Origin of the sequence: Pseudoalteromonas sp. S4741, assembly GCF_005886135.1 — a bacterium.
GTDB lineage: Bacteria > Pseudomonadota > Gammaproteobacteria > Enterobacterales > Alteromonadaceae > Pseudoalteromonas > Pseudoalteromonas tetraodonis.
In genome coordinates, this window is sequence record NZ_PNCN01000085.1 from 36,545 (window position 1) to 57,986 (window position 21,442).

Genomic DNA, 21,442 nt, shown 5'->3' on the forward strand with positions numbered 1-21,442 from the left:
TTTGTAATAAAATTAAGCCGTGCCACCCACTGTTAGGTTATCTATTTTCAGGCTTGGTTGGCCAACACCTACTGGTACACTTTGACCGTCTTTACCACAAACACCTACACCTTTATCAAGCGCTAAATCATTACCTACCATAGAAATTTGTTGCATAACCTCAGGGCCATTACCAATTAATGTTGCCCCTTTAATTGGCTGGGTGATTTTACCATTTTCAATTAAATACGCTTCTGAGGCACTAAATACAAACTTACCTGAGGTGATATCCACTTGACCACCACCAAAATTGGGAGCAAACACGCCTTTTTTAACCGTGCTGATAATATCAGCTTGGCTATGCTCGCCGCCTAACATGTAAGTGTTGGTCATACGTGGCATAGGTAAATGCGCGTATGACTCACGACGTGCATTACCTGTTGGGTTTACCCCCATCAAACGCGCGTTCATTTTATCTTGCATATAGCCTTTTAAAATACCGTTTTCGATAAGTACGTTATAGGCTGCAGGCGTACCTTCGTCATCTACATTAAGTGAACCACGGCGATCGGCCATAGTACCATCATCAACCACAGTACATAGCTCTGAAGCAACTTTTTGCCCTACTTTACCGCTAAACGCAGACGCGCCTTTACGGTTAAAGTCACCCTCTAGGCCATGACCTACGGCCTCGTGTAACAACACGCCTGGCCAGCCATTACCTAATACCACTTCCATAGTACCCGCAGGGGCATCAATGGCTTCTAAGTTTACTTTAGCTTGACGAACAGCTTCTTCTGCAAAACCCATCCAACGCGGCTTGCCATCAACAAGCTCTTTAAAGTAACCATAATCTAGGCGGGCGCCGCCACCAGCACCGCCACGTTCACGACGACCATTTTTTTCAAGTAATACAGAGCAGTTTAAACGGATCAGTGGGCGAATATCGGTAGCAAAGGTGCCATCACTGGCTGCAATTAATACTTCTTCGTATACCGCAGACATTGAGCTAATAACTTGCTCAGCATCAGGGGCTAATTCGCGAATATAATTTTCAAGCTCACGTAACAAATTAACTTTATCGGTATCGCTCATGCTAGAAATAGGCTGATGTGGCGCATACTGCTGCTTTGCAGCCACATCGCTGAATACTTTAACCGCTTTATCTTCACCGGCATCGGCAATACTACGTGCTGCCGTGGCTGCTTTGTTTAACGCTTCAAGATTGATTGCGTCTGAATACGAAAAACCGGTTTTTTCACCACTAACAGCCCGTACGCCAACACCACGCTCAACATTATAAGACCCTTCTTTAACAAGGCCATCTTCTAATACCCAAGACTCATGATGACTCGATTGAAAATAAAGATCGGCATAATCAACTTTGTGCTGGTGAATATAAGCTAATGTTTTTTCGAGTTCTTCTCGATTTAGCTGGCTGTCGTGTAATAAATGCTGTTCAACCGAATTCATAATAATGGCTCTCTAAATCGTTGGTGAGATTGCAGCGGCATATCTCGTCTAATTTTGTGTAACTGGTTTAAATCTACGGTGCAACTAATAAAACCAAGCCCTGTTGATTTTTCACTTAATGTTTCACCCCAAGGCGATAACATGAGGCTGTGACCATAAGTTTGCCTACCGTTTTCATGCGTTCCATATTGCGCTGCAGCAATAACATAACATTGCGTTTCTATAGCTCGCGCTGCAAGTAGCGGCTGCCAATGCGCTTTACCTGTTGGAACAGTAAACGCACTGGGTACTAATATAATTTCGGCACCTTTGCGAACTAAGGCATTAAATAAACCAGCAAAACGCAAATCATAACACACTGTTAAACCAATTTTACCAAAGGGCGAATCAACAACCACAACCTCATCGCCGGCTTGAGTAAAATCGGATTCTCGGTAGCTACCTGTCTGGTCATCTACCTCAACATCAAATAAATGTATTTTGTTATAGCTTGCAACAATATCGCCTTGGTTATTAAACAAGTGTGAGGCAGCATAATACTTATGCTGGTTATACGGCTCTGGTAGTGTGCCAGCATTTAACCAAATATTGTGCTTACGGCACAATTCACTGAGTTGCTGTTTGTACTGTTCAATACGCTGTGACACTAAAAGCGTATCACCTGCGTGTTTACTAAACACTAAAAATGCTTCTGGTAAACACACTAGCAGCGGACGAGCTGTCGGTAAGATTTGTAAAGCCTGTTTTAATTTTGCAATATTATCATCAGGGTTTAAGCCTGAGCACATTTGCAATGCAATAATCGCAGGGGCTGAATTTATACCTTGTTTATTCATTGTGTGGCGCTAACCTCGGCATCTTTAAGCTTTAACTCTGAGGATGCTTGTGGCTGACTTTGTGCTGCTTGCGGTAAAGTCACCTCTCGACTCTTACGATCTAACTCTTGTACCTGAGGATCGTTCATTTTGCCTGTTACTTTAAAGTTGATCTCTGAGATCACTCGGGCAGAGTGAATCACTTTATCAATTGCTAAAGCTGCAAGCCCCGTTACTGGATTAACCATCCAAGCCACAATCACCGGAATGCTCGAGGTTACTTGTGGTGCCACGGCTAAGTCGTAGTCAATTTCGAGAGTATTTAAATTTGCATACCCTTTTATAGAGAGATCGGCAGGTACCCCATCCATTTTAGTATCTTGGGTATAGGCAATGCCTTTATCTATCTGCATGGTGCCTTGCATGCTGTTATAAAAAAAACCTTTAGAAAATACATCTCTAAAATCAAGCTTTAGCTTACGCACTAATGAATCAAGGCTCAGTAATGAGAATACGCGTGCACCTCCATCACTGATTTCAGTTAAATGGCCTTCGCCTAAATCCCAGCTAATTTCGCCATCTAAACTGGCAATGTCTAAATCATAAGGTGCCGCTTGCCAATTTAGCTGATAATTTAGATTGGCGTTTGAGTCTTTAATAGTGGTGGTAATATCAAACTCATTAAATAAGGCGCCAATATCATCACTTTTAAGTTCACCACTCATCGCCGTTAGGCCATTCTGCCATTGCCCTTTAGTCCGTAATATATGGTCGCCCTTATCAACCACTAGCTCAGAAATAAGCAGCTTTTTACCATCGCCTAACAATGAGGCGCTTACCTTATCAAGCTGATAATGACTTACTTTACAATCGGCACATTCAAATTCAATAGCCGGTAATTTTGTAAGCCATGCAAGTTGTTCAGGGGTTGATTTTTCGCTCAGTCGCTCTGATTCTGTATCTAAAAAATTAAGCCTTAAATAATCGCTATTAATTCGAATCGGCTGACTTGATTGCCCGCTAGGTATAAATACTTCGGCTCTTAACTCTTTGGCATTGAGCTTTAATTGCAAATTATTATTTAGGGGCGATAAACGCATATCAAAATCATTAAACTGCATGTCACTCACGTTAAAAGAGTTAATATTCGCAACCACTTCATGTAAAGGCGGCATCACGCCCGGCGATGCATTCTCAGGCTGCGCTTTAGCTACATTAATAATTTGATCAATTAAATCAATCCAAGGTAATAACTCACTCTGCGCTAAATTAATACTCACCGCTAAATTTTGTGAGTTAAGCCCTAAGTCTTTTTCACCGATGATAAAATGAGCGTTGGTAAACTGCGATTGAGTATTGTCTAGAATGGCATTGAAATAAAATAACTCATTAATATTTGCAGTGATCAGATTAGAGATATCATCACCTTGAATAACCGCACTCAGAGGCCAAATTTGCTCACTGCTTTTTGTGTATACTCCTGGCAAGGAACTATTTAAGCCAATAAGTGGCGATTCAACTTCGGCACGATAGTTAAACCCTTGCTCGGTAAAATTAAGCTCTAAAGCAATATCAACGTCACTTTGCCCGCTTAAGTAACCATCTAAAATGCCTTGACCATGGTTTATGAGTGTTTGCGCATCAAGCTGAGCATTTATATTTATATTAGCGCGATAATCCTCTGCGTTTGCGTCACTAGTGTAGTTAATCGTTAATGGCATACCAAGCCATGTAGCCGTAGCATCGGTGAGGTTTATTTGTTGATTATTAAAGCTAAGTTCACCCTTTAAATGCTCAAGCGAAATACCGGGAGCAGAAATATAAAGAGGTAAATCAAGTAAATTAACCTTACCAGTTACACTCGCTCCCCCCTCAAATTGTGAACCGATTAGCAATTCAATGTTTGCGCTGGCAAGCCCCTGTCCCTGCACAATATTAAAAATATCAGCCAAAGGATTTGCTAAAGGTGTGGCGACAAAAAAATCGTGCATTTTTTCAAGCTCAGCTTGCTTATCAATACTAACCACCAATGGCGCATCGCCCATTAAGTCATCAATACTCACATGTACACTACTGCCAACGTCAAGGTTTACAAGTTGGCCTTGCTGGCTATAAATATCCATTCGCTCATTTGCAAAATGCAGCTTTACACTGGCATTTGTGACTGCTGGCCAAGCCGGATCGAATTGATAGGTAGCATTATCTATTTGCGCTAAAACATCAAACTGCCCAGAACCATCGTCAAATGGAAAGCCTGATAATGGACCAGAAAATAACACCTGGGCATTTGTTACTTCACCTGATTTTATTGCGCCATTTAAATAACTAACTAACTCAGGGCTCATTAACGTTAAAGGAAAATAATGACCGGCAACACTGGCATCGGGGGCAAATGCTTCGGCATATAAATCTAAGCGAGGCGTCTTACCTAAACTTAATTTCATCTGTGCGCTTAAGGTCACTTCATTGTTATCAAACCACAGGTTATCACTACTAATATGCCAATCGCCTGAGCGCTTCGCTAAATCTAATTCAATGTTTAGCTGGTTATAGTTAATATTATTACTAAAACTAGCACCTGTAATTAAATGGCTGTTTTCACCAAAAATAGTGATCCGCCCATATTGCTGATTAACTAATCCATCAACCCTTAAAGATTGAGCGGCGGGTACGGCGTTTTTTTCTTGCCAGCTAATTTCATCGGCTTTAAACCATAGTTGCCATTGCTTTGCATCGGCAAACTCTAGATACGCGTTTTTTATTTCACCACTGGGTTGGCGAGCTAAAAAAGGAGTTAAATCAGTAAAATTAGTTAATTCTGCTAAATCATTTAATAGGGCTAAATCGAGTTGCTGTAGCCATATTTTATTTTTCTTGCCTAATAAAGCTTCAAATTCGAGGCTAGGCCACGTTATTTCGTTGGTACTAAACGCTAAGCCAGTACTTTTTAACCGCCAGCTATTTTGCTCAGGGTATAAATGAAATCCCCCTTCACTTAGGCTGACTTTTTGTGTTTGCTCATTGAGTTGCCAATTTACCGCACTCGGTAACCACTGTACTTTTACGTCACTTACTAAGCCTTGTTCTAACCTAAGCCATGCTTGTAAATTTAAATCACTATGCAGTTGCTGCTTTTGAGTATTTATATACTGGGCTAACCAATTTGACACATCAACCTGATTAGCCTGCACATACAGATCACCTACCATTTGCTCTAAGGTTTCACCTTTGAGCGCAATACGGGCATCAAAATTACCCACAGAAATACCCGGTAGCGCTAGACTACCACTGCCAAGATGCTGTTTATCTTGGTTTTGCCATACAATGTTTTCTAATAACAGTTTACGTTCTTTGTTATCTTCTAGTACAAAGCTGATGCTGGAGTTTTCTATTGCAAAGTGACCGGTTTCGCCTAAAAACAGTCCTTCTATTAATTCTTTTTGCTCAAATGAAACTTCATCTTGATCACCTGCAAATAAATTGGCGACATTAACCTTGGTATGAAAACCATTGATCACAAAGTAATTTGATTTAAACTGCAGCGACTTTAAACTTTCCCAAAGATTTAGCTCTAAACTGGTTTTAGCTATGGTTAAAGAGATAGGGACTGTTTGGTTGTCTTTAAATGATAATTCTTCGAGTACTAAAGCGGGACCACTGCCTTGCCAACTTGCTGATATAGTACCTATAGATAAACTAATATCAAACCTATCATCAAGGTAGCTTTCTATATCTCCTTTATAATCGTTCGCGTAGGGTAAAGTGTATTTTAAAATAGAAACAATCACGGCCAGTAGTACTAAAATTACAGCACTTATTTGCCATAATTTTCGTACACAATAAAAACAGGCCGCTTTAAATTTCATTACATCATTACCACATCAAACTGCTCTTGGCTGTATAAACTTTCAGTTTGAATATTGACCTGCTTTCCAATAAATAGTTCTAATTCGGCGAGGTTATGATACTCATCATTTAATAGCGCTTCACAAACTGCTGGCGAAGCATACACTACAAACTTATCTGCATCGTAAGCGCGATTAACACGTACTATTTCACGAAGAATTTCATAGCAGACCGTTTCAACTGTTTTTTGTGAGCCACGCCCTGAACATGCTGGGCATACATCACACAGTACATGCTCTAGGCTTTCGCGGGTACGTTTGCGGGTCATTTCAACTAAGCCTAATGCCGACAAACCATTGATATTAGATTTGGCACGATCTTTATCGAGTGCAGATTCTAATGAGTGCATTACTCGGCGTTTATGCTCATCGCTTACCATATCAATAAAGTCGATAATAATAATACCGCCCAAATTGCGCAGCCTTAGTTGACGGGCAATAGCAGACGTTGCTTCTACGTTGGTATTAAAAATAGTTTCTTCAAGGTTACGGTGACCAACAAAAGCACCGGTATTAACATCGACAGTGGTCATCGCTTCAGTTTGATCTATGATCAAATAACCACCCGATTTTAAAGTAACTTTACGATGCAGTGCTTTTTGAATTTCACTTTCTACATCAAATAAATCAAAAATGGGACGCTCACCTGGGTAATACTCAAGCACTTGTGATAACAAAGGCACAAACTCTTCAGTAAACAGCTTAAGCTCTTGGTAGGTAAGCTTAGAGTCAACACGAATGCGCTCCATATCTTCACCTACGTAATCACGTAACGTTCTAAAGGCAAGTGTAAGATCTTCATGCAAGATACTGGCTTTGCTTGTTTTTCTGCGTCTAGAGACAATTTTATCCCAGAGCTTTTTTAAAAAAGCTGCATCGTGTCTCAGCTCAGCTTCACTTGCGCCTTCAGCAGCTGTTCTGACAATAAAACTACCATTTTCATCGCCGTATTCGGCTACAATTTTTTTCAGCCTTGCACGCTCTTCTTCCGTTTCGATACGCTGACTCACCCCAACATGTGTCGCATCAGGCATAAACACTAAATACCGTGAAGGTATCGTGATATCAGTGGTTAAACGTGCCCCTTTGCTACCCAAAGGATCTTTAACCACTTGCACCATAATGTACTGACCTTGGCGAACAAGCTCACGAATATCTTGGACTTTTTTAATCGGCTCGTCGTCAACACCCTCAACGATAGAGGCACTATTAACGATATCTGAAGCGTGTAAAAAGGCAGCTTTCTCTAGGCCTATATCAACAAAAGCGGCTTGCATACCTGGTAACACGCGGCTTATTTTACCTAAGTAAATATTACCCACGATACCTAAGTTACCAATACGTTCTAGCTGAATTTCTTGTAATACACCGTTTTCGATTAGGGCAACGCGACTTTCACTTGGCGTGACATTGATCAGTAGTTCTGTACTCATGCTACCCTCTTAAGAATGTATTTAATAATTGTTCTGTCTCATATAAAGGTAAGCCGACAACGGCAAAATAGCTACCCGAAATATGCGTTACAAAGCGCCCACCTAACCCTTGGATACCGTAACCACCGGCTTTATCTTGAGGCTCGCCCGTTTGCCAATAAGCATGTATTTCTTCATCACTGAGCGTTTTAAAGGTGACATCTGTACTGACCACACAACTGAGTACTTTATCTGATGTAGCAAAAGCGATGGCTGTTAACACTTGGTGCGTGCTCCCTGATAAGCGCTTTAAGGTTTGAGTAAAATCGTCTTTATCTCGAGGCTTACATAATGATTGGTTATCCATCACCACCACAGTATCACTACCTAGCACTGGCCGGTCAGTATACCCTTGCTCTACGCCCATTTGCGCCTTTAAACGCGCTAAACGCTCTACATAGTCATGCGGGCGCTCATTAGCAAGCTGACTTTCATCGGCATCAACACTAAACTGTGAAAATTCAATCCCCAATTGGGTTAGAAGCTCTTTACGACGGGGAGACGCGGAGGCTAAATATACTGCGCAAGTCATTATCTGATCCTAAAATGTCTACGGTATTTTCGAAGTAATAAAAATACCCATATCCAGCTCAACATGCCTGTTAATACAGGCCATAAGTAATGTGGGCTAAAATAAACGCCAAGTAAAAAGTGATTTAACCAAAACTGCATTAAGTGGTAAAGCGTTAAGAACAAGCCTATAAGTAGGCTTTGTTGCCACAATGAAAAATTGCGAATTTTTTGGAAGTTACTTGCAGTAATAAAAATACATACTGAATAAGTTAAGGAATTAACACCCAATGAGGAGCCTGTTGCTAAGTCAATTAATAACCCAACAACCCAGGCAGTCCCTATATTTAGTCTATGCGGTAAAGCTAAAGACCAGTACATAAGCACCAACAGCACCCAATCAGGACGAAATGGTTCAAGTGAAAAAGGTAACGGCATTAGCACCATTACTAATGCAAAGAAAATACTTAATGCGATTAAGAGCATATGACGGTTAATCATCACCCATCAACTCCTGCTGATTTAGCCATAATACCACTAGTAACCGAATTCGATCTAATTGAGCTATCGGCTCAGCAAATACTTGAGCAAAAGGTTGGCCTTCATCACGAGTTATTTCGGTGATCACCGCAACCGGATAACCTTCAGGAAAGGTACCACCTAGGCCAGAGGTCACCAGCACATCACCAATACGCACATCTAAGCTATGCGGTACATGTGATAGCTTTAACACGTTAATTTTACCGATACCTTCAACCACTGTGCGCACATCGTTTCGTAATATACGCACCGGTGTTGCATGGGTAGTATCTGTAATTAACAGCACCCGCGAGGTTGTTGAACCAACTTTAGTCAACTGCCCGACCAACCCCATATCATCAATCACCGCTTGGCTTTCGCTTAAACCATCGGTGGTTCCCCGATTTATCACTACTTGGTGACTATAAGGATTTGAATGAACAGAAAGTACTTGAGCAATAATTTTACGATTGGTGTGTTTAGAGGAAGAGCCAAGTAATGCACGAAGTTTTTGATTCTCTTTTGCTAAAAACTCATATTGCTGGATTTGCTCACTTTGCAATACTTGCTTCTTTTTGAGTGCTTCGTTTTCGGTTAGTAACTGCTCACGGGTATGCAAACTTTTGGCGCTAAAGCTAAATACTTCGTAAGGTAGGTTAGCAACATAAATAAGTGGACTGACCAATGTATTCAAACTAGTACGAATGTTCTGTCCACCTTGCGTGTACTTGTCTCCAAGGATCAATACGATACTCAAAAGCACTGCGACAAAAAGTCGCAGTTGCAAAGAAACCGTTTTTTCAAACATTGATTTCATTAATCGTAACTAAAAACGTCACCACCGTGCACATCAATCATTTCAAGGGCCTTGCCGCCGCCACGTGCAACACACGTAAGTGGATCATCAGCAACAACCACTGGAATGCCCGTTTCTTCCATTAGCAGGCGATCTAAATCCTTAAGTAATGCGCCGCCGCCAGTTAACACCATACCATGCGCTGAAATATCAGATGCCAGCTCAGGTGGAGACTGCTCAAGCGCCACCATGACAGCGCTTACAATCCCCATTAGTGGTTCTTGTAATGCTTCTAAGATTTCATGCGAGTTAAGCGTAAACGAACGAGGTACGCCTTCTGCAAGGTTACGACCACGCACTTCTATCTCTACTGGCTCGTCTGTTTTAAATGCCGATCCAATTTGGTGTTTAATATTCTCAGCGGTGGCTTCACCGATTAAGCTACCAAAGTTACGACGCACATAATTAATAATGGCTTCATCGAACTTATCACCACCAATGCGTACTGAAGATGAATACACAACACCATTAAGTGAAATAATAGCGACTTCTGTTGTACCGCCACCAATATCAACCACCATAGAACCCGTTGCTTCAGACACCGGTAAACCGGCACCAATTGCAGCTGCCATTGGCTCTTCGATTAAGTAGACTTCGCGAGCACCTGCACCCATTGCTGATTCACGAATTGCACGCTTTTCAACTTGAGTAGCTCCACAAGGAACACAAATAAGCACGCGTGGGCTTGGGCGCATAAAATTATTATTGTGCACTTGTTTGATGAAGTGCTGTAACATTTTTTCAGTAACATAAAAATCAGCAATCACACCGTCTTTCATTGGACGTATAGCTTTAATATTACCAGGCGTACGGCCCAACATTTGCTTAGCTTCTGCACCTACAGATGCAACACTTTTAGGTCCACCAGCACGCTCTTGACGAATAGCAACAACTGAAGGTTCGTTTAATACAATACCTTCTTCTTTTACATAAATTAGTGTGTTGGCTGTACCTAAATCGATCGATAGATCGTTTGAAAAAATACCACGGAGTTTTTTAAACATGAGGCTGGATGACCTTTGAAATTCGTTCTTGTTGTAGTTGCGCTTACTTTAACATTCTCAACACAATGAGCAATGTAAAGCGCAGCCGTCTTTGTAATCATTAAAAAGAGGAAGCGTCGCTTCCCCATTAAATATTATCGTTCGCTCATTAAGCGAAAGCCAATATAATTAGCTCTAAAATCTGGCGCTAAAATTAAACGCGTTGATGCACTAGCAAGGCTTGGGGCAAAATTCCATGCACCTTCGCGAACAACGGCATCTTTTTATTCCCTGTACTACTAGTCCATTCCCATACATTGCCTACAGTATCGCATAAGCCAAATGCATTTGCAGAAAAAGACCCTACCGGAGCCGTGCGTTTATTAGACCACTCGCTACCACACCAACCACAGTTAGCTAGATTTTTACCAATTTCGTTATCCCATGGGTACTCTGTCTCTGTGCCTGTACGCACCGCATATTCCCACTCAACCTCAGTAGGTAAACGATACGTTTGCGCTGCTATATCAAAAAACCATTAAGCGTAAACAATAGCATCATTTTTTTGTCAAACACACAGCAGGAAACTCATTAGTTTGCTCAAATCCTGGAGCTCGCCAATTTAAGCTTTCTTCCCAAACAGGTTCGCCTGTTGAGGTAATATGCGCAACCTTTGCCTTTTTCAGCTTCGGTTTTATATTGCGTTTCGTTTACAAACGCTTCAAATGCGCCAACAGTCACTTCTTTGCTCTGCGTAGCAAAAGATTCACTAATCGTTTTTTAAACCACGGGGCGTTCATTTTCAAGCCCATTGCCGTTTATATCACCCATTTTAAATTTGCCAACGGGGATCATCACTGCTGATGGGTCCACCATAGGTAGGCGTGTATCAACTTCCACTCCTTTTGGGCAATCTGCTTGTATTATTTGCTCGCGCTTTATAAGGGATGTAACCCTCTTTGCGTATTTCTAATTTATGCAAACCACGTGGTAAGTTCGTCACCAAACGAGTAGAACCGACTCAATATCATTAATAAATACTGCATCGCCGTGTACATTAGAGCGTAAGGTTAACTGAACTAATTTATCTTTCTTGTTCTCAGCGACCACTTTAGGCTTTTTATTAACTGTTTTAGCGACAACGGCAGCAGCTTTATTATCCCCATTATCGCTGAATGTTAACTGACTATCAGAGAAAGTAGTACTATAAGCTGGCTGATAAGTATTTGCCAGCGGGGTACCATACTCTAAAAAAAAGCTATTATTCACACTAAGTAAGTGACATAAACGACTGCTGTTTACATCTTCGCGCTTAGTAACGCTTAAATTGGCGTTGTAATCACCTTGCCCGCTAAATGCGCTCTTAATCACGTAACTACTTAAAATTTGTGCTTGTGCCCCAGCCATGTCTCGCTTAGGTTCAACAAGACGTTTTTCTGTATAATTTTCAAATATTTGATCTAAAAAACGTTTAGTTGCCTTTTTCAGTCCTATTTGCTGACCGCTCTGCTCACTTGCCGCCAGTGTTTCAGTGCGCTTACAGTTAATGGTATGGTCAACTTCAAGCGTACCCTCTCGGGTAAATTCACTGCGTAATCGCTCTACACGCGCCGTAATATATTGTACTTTTAAGCTTTCAATCGTGTTTTGAAGTGCATGTTTATCAGCGCGAACTTGCTCAATATCTTTTAGATGGATTCAATTGCCGCCAATTGCATAAAAATATCATTTTTATTTTGTTCTTGATCAACAACGGCTTTTTGATAACGCGATTGTGCAGAGGTAATGTATAGCGACGGATTATCAATGAAACGTCGATACATATCATTCATCGCATCCAACGCTTGGTTTTTTTCTTTATCAAGCTGTGTGGAACGCGTTCTCAGCAATTCAAGTTGTGTTTGAAGTTGATTCTCTTCTTTTAAATATTTATCGAGCATCGTCGTTGAACGAGTGTATTCTGTTTGTTTCGCATTAATCTCTGATTCAATTCTGTTTACAGTAGTTGTATCTTGTGCAAATACTGTGCTTGCAAAAAAAGCTAGCATAAATTAACAGAGATAAAGGGGCGATTCGCATATATTTCAGTCCCAAAAAAGCGGCAATTATTTGGTTATTATTATTTTTTATAATAATAACCTTATGCTATTTACTTGAAGCACAAAACACAAGCTTTGTTCATTTATTATCTCAGTTTACAACTATTATCCCGTTTCATGCCAGTAAATAACCGTTTCATTTGTACTAAATAGCTAATTTATTTAACAACACCGAGATTTATCTGTATTTTACGCTATAGAAGATGCCAATTTAGCCGCGTATTCATATTTTTTAGTTTGCTTAAGTAATAAAAACTGAGTCAAAATAACGCTATTACACAGCACATTCATAATGTAACTAATGAAAAAGGGTGATAATGCCAATACCATTCAGTATTAATGAACATAGCTATTTACAAACAATTACCAGTGAATTATTAACAGACAAGAAAATAACTTTAACTATTAAGCGCGATGATTTATTGCATCCACTTATCAGTGGTAATAAATGGCGAAAGCTCAAATACAATTTAGTTCGTATGCAACAACTGGGTAAATCTGAATTACTTACATTTGGTGGGGCCTTTTCAAATCATATTCATGCGTGCGCCGCTGCTGGTAAAGAGTTTAACTTAACAACCCACGCAATTGTGCGCGGCCCACAGCTTGATCTAAATAATCCTACTCTAAAATTTGCACAGCAATGTGGTATGCAGTTACATGCAGTCAATCGTATAGAGTACAAACAACGACATGATGAAGCCTATTTAGCCGCATTACAGGCACGCTTTCCAAACGCATACATTCTACCTGAAGGAGGCACTAACGAGTTTGCTATAGAGGGATGTAAAGAGCTTGCCCAGAGTTTACCTGAGCACGACTACTTAATCTGTCCAACTGGCAGTGGCGGCACCTTGGCTGGATTGATAGAGGGCAGCTCAAATAAAATCAACCTACTAGGGATTGCTGTTTTAAAGCAAGCCGATTACCTGCGGGACGAAATACGCGCTCTTAGCCCTAAAGCAAAATCACAAAATAACTGGCAACTACTTACGCAATTTCACGGTGGTGGATATGGTCGTTTTACAGCTGAGTTATGGCAGTTTTGCCAACACATGCAGCAGCAACATCAATTACCCTTGGAGCCTATTTACAGTGGTAAAATGATGTACGCACTTTGGCAGCTCATCAATAATGATTACTTTGCCCCTAACAGCAAAATTATTGCAATACATACTGGTGGGTTGCAAGGTTTAGAAGGGCTAAAATATCGCAAATTAGTGTAGAGTATATTTAACTTGTTAATTGCTTAGCATTAGTGAAATGCGACTTGAGTATAGTTGGGGAGTAATTTAGAAAAATATCCTCCTTGCGCGCCGCTAATGCCTATTACTTTTAAAAGTTGTAGCTCCTGAGGCGTCTCCACATCAAGTGCAAATACTGACAAGCTCAATAATCTACCCATATGCACAATCCCCCTAACGTATTTTTGTTGTGAATTACTGCGCTCTATCCCATGGACAAGTTCAGAAGCTAAGTTAAGCCCTGATATTTGTTTATTAAGCGTAAACTTAAAGATATTTTTACTGCTTCTCACATCATCAATTACAATATTGCAGTTTAGTGCCGCTATTGCTGCAAAAGCGCCTTGCAAACGTAATTGATTATTTAAGAATTCTGATTCATTTATAGAAAATTGCATTGTATGTTGGTTTTTTAAGTCATTGATATAAGCAGTTAACCAGCTCCAAAACTCGTTATTAAACCAGTTTTTAGGATGTAACTTAATGCTAATAACTGACGATGATTTATCTATAAGCAATAGTTTTTTTACTTGCATAACTACCGCTTGATCGTGCAATAGCGCCTCACCTTCGTTATAAAATTGACTGATACTTTCTTGATTAAGTAATTGTTTATTTCCCCTGTCATTACTTTTAATTGATACGTAATGCTTAATAATAGCGCCGCTATCGAGCTCGTATACGGGTTGAAATAAAATAGCCAATTTTTGCTTTTTAATTCGTTGTGGTATTGAGTGTCTATCGAGCTTTTGGACATGACCATAATTTAACGCTAATTGGTGATAATGCTTAACTCGATTTTGCTGCGAAAGAGTAAGTGCCGACTTTGCCAACTGATACACCATAACCTGATCAGCCTCTGAATAATAAGTACATAAACCTATTTTTACATGCCTCTGTGCAGTTCTTGGCGCCAATACATGAGCGGCACTTACAATGCATTGATGTAAATATTTAGCGCAATTGAGTTTATCAATTGCATCAATCCCTTTGAGAGTAAAAGCGAAATTGCCTGCAGTTAATAACTTAACGGATATTTCAGTCGTATTAATAAAGTCTTTTGCCAATAAGACTTTAAAGGTCGCTTGTAAGTCAGTGTTTGCATCAAAATGACATTCACACTGAATAAGTGCAAATACATTATATTTAATTGCTTCCTGCACATTAGTTGTCGCTATTGGAGCGAGCTGTAAAGAACTCACTTTGGGTGCATAACGCACTTTCTTATTATTAAAGTGCTGCTGACGTTTAGAGGCTATTGTGCTGTTTTTTATTGTTTTAGGCTTTTTAAAACGTCGAATACAAAGCATAGCGAGCAAAAAAAACGCGTTTATTATTAAAAACAAATAGCTATAGCTATACCAAACTGGCCATGAGTAGAGCAAAATTCCTTTTGAGTTAGCGCTAAAATAATGTTTTTGTTTTTCTATATAAATAGAGTTTTTATTAGGGGCGAGCGTAAAAGGCGTATTTGCAATAAGTTGATTTTCATTGGCCAATGGCTGTTGCAATTGCTTCGCTAGCTTTAAACCAACTTGCTCGTTTTGATGCTGTAAAACCAAACTTAAACCGCTATTAATAATCACTAGCAAGGCGATACACAGAGCATAAAACAAAGCATTTGAATAATTGGTAAAGTGAAATTTACTGGCTTTCATAACCCACCGGCACATCAAATAAGTTATTAAAGTGTTGTCTACTATTTGCAATTGTACAAGCCAACAATAAAAGTTTAGCAGAGGTTTAAAAGTTAGTACTTAATGTTATAAACATTATATTTAGCCTTTAATTAGTTAACTAAACAGCTGTCATTATTTATATATTAGTTTGAACAAAGGAGGGCTTGGCTTAAAAAATAAAAACACCAGTATCACAGTGCTTTTTACACATTCATATGTTTACTTTAGGAAGTATTTATTCAGATTTAAAAACTGTAGAAATGGAATACGGTCATTTTTTTAATAATAAAAGCCGCTTAATAGCGGCTTTCTAGAAGATTTTTCAACATTCTTACACTTTTAAATAAACTATGATCTAAAACGGGATATCGTCATCAAAGTCGATTGTTGGTTCCATAGGGTTTGATGCGCCACCTTGCGGTGCATTTTGTGGCTTAGGTGCAAACCCGCCTTGCTGTTGTGGTGCACTATTTTGCTGAGGTGCAAAACCACCTTGCTGCTGTGGTTGATACTGGTTATTTTGTTGTGGAGCCGGCTGCTGAGCAGGTGCAGATTGCTGCTGTGGAGCATAACTGCCTTGCTGGCTATTTTGGCCTTGGTTATTTTGACCATAGCTACCGCTTTGCTGTCCGCCTTGGTTACCTTGATAACCGCCACTTTGTTGACCACCTTGGTTACCTTGATAGCCACCGCCTTGTTGGTCGCCACCGCGTGCACCTAGCATTTGCATTTGACCCGTAAAGCCATCAACAACGATTTCTGTAGTGTATTTTTCTTGGCCTTGTTGATCAGTCCATTTACGGGTTTGAAGTTTTCCTTCTACGTAAATTTGTGATCCCTTGCGGCAGTATTCACCCACAATTTCAGCTAACTTGCCAAAAAATACCACACGGTGCCACTCAGTTTTATCAACCATTTGGCCAGTGTTTTTATCTTTATAGCTATCTGAAGTTGCTAAGGTAATATTTGCTACACCATTACCATTAGGCATGTAACGAACTTCAGGATCTTGCCCTAAATTACCAACCAAAATTACTTTGTTCACACCGCGTGCCATGGAACCATCTCCTATAAACGTTAGATTAAACCAGCCACTCTTCGGGCTTGGTCTAGGTCAAATTCTTTATCATTAATCTTTAAGTAGCTACGACTTTCATCGCGAACTACGGTTGCTTCTATTACGCCGGGTAAAGCAACTAACTGAGAAGCCAGTGTTTGTGCCTGCTCTTCAGAATCTAATTGGGTCATTAAACTAATAACTTTGCTTTTCGGTGGGACTTGCATTTTCCACGCAATAATAAGCCATATTACCCCAACAAGTGCCGCCGCCGCAAACACAGCTTGCGTACTAGTTGTTTGTGCTACATACCCGCCAAGCATGCCGCCTAAAAAAGCGCCTAAAAACTGGCTCGATGAATACCCCCCCATGGCTGAGCCTTTTTGGCTTGCTGGAGCAATACGCGACACAAGAGCCGGCATAGTGGCTTCTAAAAAGTTAAACGCAACAAAATATAACAGCATACAAACCGCAATACCAACAACGCTGTTTGCCCACATAGACATACTTAACATGCTGACTATTAAAACCATAACAGAACCAATAAAGGCTTGTTTTTCTCTCTCTTTTTTAATTGCCACTATCATTACTGGCACCATTAAAAAAAACGCCAAAAATAAAACCGGAATATAAAGCTGCCAATGGTTTTCGGCCACTAAGCCATCTTTAATTAATTGGCTTGGTAATACTACAAAAATAGTCGTTAATGTTAGATGCAGCAATAATACGCCTACATTTAAACGTGCCAGCTGTGGGTGTTTAATCAATTTTTTGATGTCACTAAAACTGGCAAGCGTATCGCCTTTAGGGGCTTTATTTATTGCACTGGGAACGAGCATAGTGACTATAAAAATACCACACACAGCCAAAATAGCCGTTAGCCAAAATACGCCTGCAATGCCCCATGAAGCTGCCACTATCGGCCCTAATAACATCGCAAACGCAAAGCTCATGCCGATGCTCATGCCGATCACCGCCATCACTTTGGGGCGCTGTTCATCACGGCTTAAATCTGATGCAAACGCTAATAATGCGCTGGCGATAGCTCCCATGCCTTGTAACGCACGCCCTACCGTCACCATTTGAATAGACTCTGCCAAAGCGGCAATCACTGAGCCCAAAGCAAACACCGCCAAACCACCGACTATGACTTTTTTACGACCTATTTTATCGGAAAGTCTCCCCATTGGGATTTGTAATACGGCCTGAGTTAAACCATACGCACCAATTGCAAAACCAATCCAGATAGGTGAAAAGCCTTCAAGCTCTTGACCATAAATAGCTAAAACAGGCATCAGCATAAACAAGCCGAGCATTCTAAATGCAAACACACTCGCTAACGATACGGCGGCGCGTTTTTCTCGTGAATTAAGTGAAGATGCGGTCATTATTTGCGTGATCTTACTGTGTTAAAAAATTAGGCAAGGATTCTATCACAAGCTTGGCAATAATTAATCGTCTATAACTAAGGATTTTTTCGATGATCAAGGATTAATATTGCAGCGTATTATGCGATACTGAACAAATAATTTTGGCAATAAACGAGATAGCATGGAAAACATTGAAGTCCGAGGCGCCCGCACGCACAATTTAAAAGACATCAGCCTAACCATCCCACGTGATAAACTAATTGTTATTACTGGCTTATCTGGTTCAGGTAAGTCATCACTTGCATTTGATACGCTGTATGCAGAAGGGCAACGCCGGTATGTTGAATCACTCTCTGCTTATGCAAGGCAGTTTTTGTCATTAATGGAAAAGCCCGATGTAGATCATATTGAAGGCCTTTCTCCTGCTATTTCCATAGAACAAAAATCAACCTCGCATAACCCACGTTCAACCGTGGGAACTATTACTGAAATCTACGATTATTTACGCTTGATGTTTGCACGCGTTGGCGAACCTCGCTGTCCGACTCATGATTTACCGCTCGCGGCGCAAACAATCAGCCAAATGGTCGATACCACACTGGCGCTGCCTGAAGGCACAAAGTTAATGCTCTTGGCGCCTGTTGTTAAAGACCGTAAAGGCGAACATGTAAAGCTATTAGAGCAGCTTGCAAGCCAAGGCTACATTCGCGCACGTATTGATGGCGAAGTGTGCGACCTATCTGATCCACCATCACTAGATCTACATAAAAAGCACACAATTGAAGTCGTGGTTGATCGCTTTAAAGTCAAAGACGGCCAGCAACAACGTCTCGCGGAATCATTCGAAACAGCACTTGAAATGTCAGGCGGCGTTGCCAACATTGCGTTTATGGACGATAGCAATGCTCAAGAAATGCTGTTTTCAGCAAATTTTGCCTGTCCAACCTGTGGCTATGCGATGACAGAGCTTGAACCGCGTTTATTTTCGTTCAACAATCCTGCAGGGGCTTGTCAAAGCTGTGATGGTTTAGGCGTAAGACAATACTTTGACCCTAATCGCGTGGTCCATAATCCTGAAATAAGCTTAGCTGGCGGTGCAATTAAAGGTTGGGATAAACGCAGCTTTTACTACTATCAAATGTTGCAAGCAGTTGCACAACATTACGAGTTTGATTTAGATGTTCCTTATCAAGAGCTTGCAAAAGAACATAAGAAAATTATTCTAGATGGCTCGGGTGATACTAAAATTGCATTTAATTACCGTAATGACCGCGGTGATTTAATTACACGTAATCATGTATTTGAAGGCGTGTTAAATAATATGAACCGCCGCTACCGCGAAACTGAATCAAACTCTGTGCGTGAAGAGCTAGCTAAGTATCAAACTAGTCAAGCGTGTCCTAGTTGTAAAGGTTCGCGCCTTCGCCAAGAAGCACGCAATGTATTTATTGGTCAAACTAACTTGCCAACCATTACGCATATGAGTATTGGTGAGGCAATGAGCTTTTTTGAAGGCTTGCATTTGACTGGGCAAAAAGGCCAAATCGCCGAGAAGATACTAAAAGAAATTCGCGACCGGTTATCGTTCTTAATAAATGTAGGTCTAAATTACTTATCACTTGAGCGCAGCGCCGACACACTTTCAGGCGGTGAGGCACAACGTATTCGCTTAGCGAGTCAAATTGGTGCTGGGTTAGTGGGTGTTATGTATGTACTGGATGAACCTTCAATTGGTTTACACCAACGTGATAACGACCGTTTATTGAAAACCTTAGTTCATTTACGTGATTTAGGTAACACCGTTATTGTTGTAGAACACGATGAAGACGCCATTCGTGCCGCTGATCATATTATTGATATTGGCCCAGGTGCTGGCGTACATGGCGGCCATGTTATTGCTCAAGGTACACGCGATGATATTTTAGCAAGCAAAGACTCGGTTACCGGCCAGTTTTTATCGGGCGTGCGTAAAATAGAAGTACCTAAAGAGCGCCATGCTACTAACGAGAAATGGTTAGAACTGTTTGGTGCTACTGGTAATAACTTAAAAAATGTTGATTTAAAAATACCTTTTGGCTTAATGACCTGTATTACCGGCGTATCTGGTTCGGGTAAATCTACACTCATTAACGATACCTTATTTAAACTCGCTCACACTGAGCTTAATGGAGCCACAACCGCAGAAGCGGCACCTTACAAATCAATTGCAGGCCTTGAGCACTTTGATAAAGTAATTGATATTGACCAAAGTCCTATTGGCCGCACACCTCGTTCAAACCCTGCCACTTATACTGGTATTTTCACTGGTATTCGTGAGCTATTTGCAGGTACTCAAGAAGCCCGTTCACGTGGTTACAAAGTAGGTCGCTTTAGTTTTAATGTTAAAGGTGGGCGTTGTGAGGCATGCCAAGGTGATGGCGTTATTAAAGTAGAAATGCACTTTTTACCAGACGTTTATGTACCGTGTGATGTGTGTAAGGGTAAACGTTATAATCGCGAAACCTTAGAAGTACAATATAAAGGCAAAAACATCAACCAAGTGCTCGACATGACCGTTGAAGATGCCCATGACTACTTTGATAAAATACCGGCTATTGCACGCAAACTTAAAACCCTGATGGATGTTGGACTTTCTTATATCCGTTTAGGCCAAGCCGCTACAACACTTTCTGGTGGTGAAGCACAGCGAATTAAGTTAGCACGTGAGCTTTCTAAGCGTGATACCGGTAAAACGCTATACATATTAGATGAGCCAACAACAGGCCTGCACTTTGCAGATATAGAGCAGTTATTAGTAGTACTGCATCGTCTGCGCGATCATGGCAATACCATTGTAGTGATTGAGCACAATTTAGATGTAATCAAAACAGCCGACTGGATCGTTGATTTAGGCCCTGAAGGTGGTGCTGGCGGCGGTGAAATACTGATTGCAGGTACACCTGAAGAAGTGGCTGAATGCCAGCGCTCTCATACTGGGCACTACTTAAAACCGTTATTAAATAAATAACGGTAATACGCTTTAGATAAGGAAAGTCGGTGTTAAGGTATTTAAAATTGCAAAATGGCGTGCTAATAAGCAGTTTAAGCAACAGCAAAAAAGCTGGCAACCACACCAAGTTAAACTGCTTAGCCATATAAAAAGCATATGGTTTAACCTTAACACCGCGCAAAAACTTTATCTGCTTGCGTTTATAACTCTAGCCATTTTTAAGTTAACGTGGCTACGTGCCACTATTACTATTATTGCGCTGATCATAGAATTTTGGCCTAAGTTTAATCAGCTCTGGAATTCACTCGCCGGTAAAGCAGTTATTTTGGTATTTTATGCCAGTATTACTAATCAAGCCATTTGGATCTGATCGCATAAAGTTTATTAGCCAAAGCTACTCACCACTTCTAACTGCATTAACCCGCTTTTTTTAGCAGTTTCGCCGTAAACCCTCGCCCGATCCGAGGGCGGGGATATAAGGCGTAAAGTTCC

General features: G+C 40.7%; 13 protein-coding genes and 1 pseudogene. 2 read left to right on the plus strand and 12 right to left on the minus strand.

Translation table 11 applies throughout. The annotated features are described in order from the left end of the window. Positions 1-12 precede the first annotated feature (12 nt). The 9 genes and pseudogenes from tldD to CWC30_RS12735 form a co-directional block, all read right to left on the minus strand. A complete protein-coding gene (gene tldD, locus CWC30_RS12695) occupies positions 13-1,452 on the minus strand; it encodes a metalloprotease TldD (RefSeq protein ID WP_036981136.1) in 1,440 nt (479 codons plus the stop codon). Then, on the minus strand, positions 1,449-2,288 hold the full coding sequence (locus CWC30_RS12700) for a carbon-nitrogen hydrolase family protein (RefSeq protein WP_138561375.1): 840 nt from the start codon (positions 2,286-2,288) through the stop codon (positions 1,449-1,451). Before CWC30_RS12700 ends, tldD begins: the two co-directional genes overlap by 4 nt. After that, on the minus strand, positions 2,285-6,133 hold the full coding sequence (locus tag CWC30_RS12705) for a YhdP family protein (RefSeq protein WP_138627264.1): 3,849 nt from the start codon (positions 6,131-6,133) through the stop codon (positions 2,285-2,287). The genes CWC30_RS12700 and CWC30_RS12705 overlap by 4 nt, the downstream gene beginning before the upstream one ends. Further along, positions 6,133-7,605: a ribonuclease G gene (gene rng, locus CWC30_RS12710; protein WP_013463925.1), complete on the minus strand. Its 1,473-nt coding sequence runs from the start codon at positions 7,603-7,605 to the stop codon at positions 6,133-6,135. The genes CWC30_RS12705 and rng overlap by 1 nt, the downstream gene beginning before the upstream one ends. Position 7,606: 1 nt before the next feature. Beyond that, the gene (locus tag CWC30_RS12715; protein ID WP_069438829.1) at positions 7,607-8,176 is read right to left on the minus strand and encodes a Maf family protein; all 570 of its coding nucleotides are present in this window, start codon (positions 8,174-8,176) and stop codon (positions 7,607-7,609) included. After that, the gene (gene mreD, locus CWC30_RS12720) at positions 8,176-8,655 is read right to left on the minus strand and encodes a rod shape-determining protein MreD (protein WP_036981128.1); all 480 of its coding nucleotides are present in this window, start codon (positions 8,653-8,655) and stop codon (positions 8,176-8,178) included. Before mreD ends, CWC30_RS12715 begins: the two co-directional genes overlap by 1 nt. Continuing rightward, the gene (gene mreC / locus CWC30_RS12725) at positions 8,648-9,490 is read right to left on the minus strand and encodes a rod shape-determining protein MreC (protein ID WP_171034717.1); all 843 of its coding nucleotides are present in this window, start codon (positions 9,488-9,490) and stop codon (positions 8,648-8,650) included. Before mreC ends, mreD begins: the two co-directional genes overlap by 8 nt. Then, on the minus strand, positions 9,490-10,533 hold the full coding sequence (locus CWC30_RS12730) for a rod shape-determining protein (protein WP_036981126.1): 1,044 nt from the start codon (positions 10,531-10,533) through the stop codon (positions 9,490-9,492). The genes mreC and CWC30_RS12730 overlap by 1 nt, the downstream gene beginning before the upstream one ends. Before the next feature lie 134 nt (positions 10,534-10,667). Next, positions 10,668-12,591 (minus strand): annotated as a pseudogene (locus tag CWC30_RS12735) (SUMF1/EgtB/PvdO family nonheme iron enzyme). A gap of 337 nt (positions 12,592-12,928) precedes the next feature. Between CWC30_RS12735 and CWC30_RS12740 the strand changes: the two are divergent. Further along, positions 12,929-13,837: a 1-aminocyclopropane-1-carboxylate deaminase/D-cysteine desulfhydrase gene (locus CWC30_RS12740; RefSeq protein ID WP_036981123.1), complete on the plus strand. Its 909-nt coding sequence runs from the start codon at positions 12,929-12,931 to the stop codon at positions 13,835-13,837. Positions 13,838-13,866: 29 nt separating this feature from the next. Here CWC30_RS12740 and CWC30_RS12745 read toward each other — a convergent pair whose 3' ends face one another. From CWC30_RS12745 to CWC30_RS12755, 3 genes are all read right to left on the minus strand, one after another. After that, positions 13,867-15,513, minus strand: coding sequence for an EAL domain-containing protein (locus CWC30_RS12745; RefSeq protein WP_138627265.1), 1,647 nt, complete (start codon positions 15,511-15,513; stop codon positions 13,867-13,869). Between the two features lie 376 nt (positions 15,514-15,889). After that, positions 15,890-16,591 carry a single-stranded DNA-binding protein gene (gene ssb / locus CWC30_RS12750; protein WP_138627266.1) on the minus strand — a complete coding sequence of 234 codons (702 nt, stop codon included), beginning with the start codon at positions 16,589-16,591 and terminating at the stop codon, positions 15,890-15,892. A 20-nt stretch (positions 16,592-16,611) separates the two neighbouring features. Continuing rightward, a complete protein-coding gene (locus CWC30_RS12755; protein ID WP_138627267.1) occupies positions 16,612-17,979 on the minus strand; it encodes an MFS transporter in 1,368 nt (455 codons plus the stop codon). 163 nt (positions 17,980-18,142) lie between these two features. On the opposite strand from CWC30_RS12755, the gene uvrA reads away from it, so the two are divergent. Further along, complete coding sequence (uvrA, locus tag CWC30_RS12760; RefSeq protein WP_138627268.1) at positions 18,143-20,968, plus strand: excinuclease ABC subunit UvrA; 2,826 nt, start codon at positions 18,143-18,145, stop codon at positions 20,966-20,968. Positions 20,969-21,442: the final 474 nt, after the last annotated feature.